Origin of the sequence: Streptomyces sp. T028 (genome assembly GCF_048159505.1) — a bacterium.
Classification (GTDB): domain Bacteria; phylum Actinomycetota; class Actinomycetes; order Streptomycetales; family Streptomycetaceae; genus Streptomyces.
This window is the reverse complement of the sequence record NZ_JBLRVZ010000144.1, coordinates 1-603: the sequence shown is the minus strand read 5'-3', so window position 1 is coordinate 603 and position 603 is coordinate 1. Positions and strand designations below refer to the sequence as shown.

Sequence of the window (603 nt, the reverse complement as noted above, 5' to 3'; positions counted from 1 at the left end):
GGGCGGGTCTGGCCCGCGGCTATCAGGCTCAGCCTGCCCTGACGGCGGAGCGGTTTGTGGCGTGTCCGTTCGGGGCGCCGGGTGAGCGGATGTATCGGACGGGGGATCTGGCCCGCTGGACGGCTGATGGCGATCTGGTGTTCGTGGGGCGGGCGGACGACCAGGTGAAGGTGCGTGGCTTCCGGGTCGAGCCCGGGGAGGTCGAGGCGGTTCTGGCCACCCACGCCCAGGTCGCCCAGGCCGTCGTCATCACTCGGGAGGACACCCCCGGTGACAAGCGCCTCGTCGCGTACGCCGTCTCCGAGGGCGACGGGGTGATCAGCGAGGGTCTGCGGGCGTTCGCTGCCGGACGGTTGCCGGAGTACATGGTTCCTGCCGCGGTGATGATCGTGGATGAGCTGCCCCTCACGGAGAACGGGAAGGTCGACCGGTCCGCGTTGCCCGCGCCGGAGTATGCGGCCGCTGGTGGTGGGCGCGGTCCTGTCACGGTGGCGGAAGAGGTCGTGTGCCAGGTGTTCGCCGAGGTGTTGGGTGTGGAGCGGGTGGGGGTGGAGGACAACTTCTTCGAGTTGGGTGGGCATTCGCTGTTGGCGGTGTCGTTGG

The 603-nt window shown here is 69.7% G+C and carries 1 protein-coding gene; it reads left to right on the top strand.

Going from position 1 to position 603, the window contains the following annotated elements; translation table 11 throughout:
- Nucleotides 1-603, top strand: a 603-nt coding sequence (locus ACLZN2_RS50985) for an AMP-binding enzyme (protein WP_416987106.1), incomplete at both ends; no start/stop codon positions are given.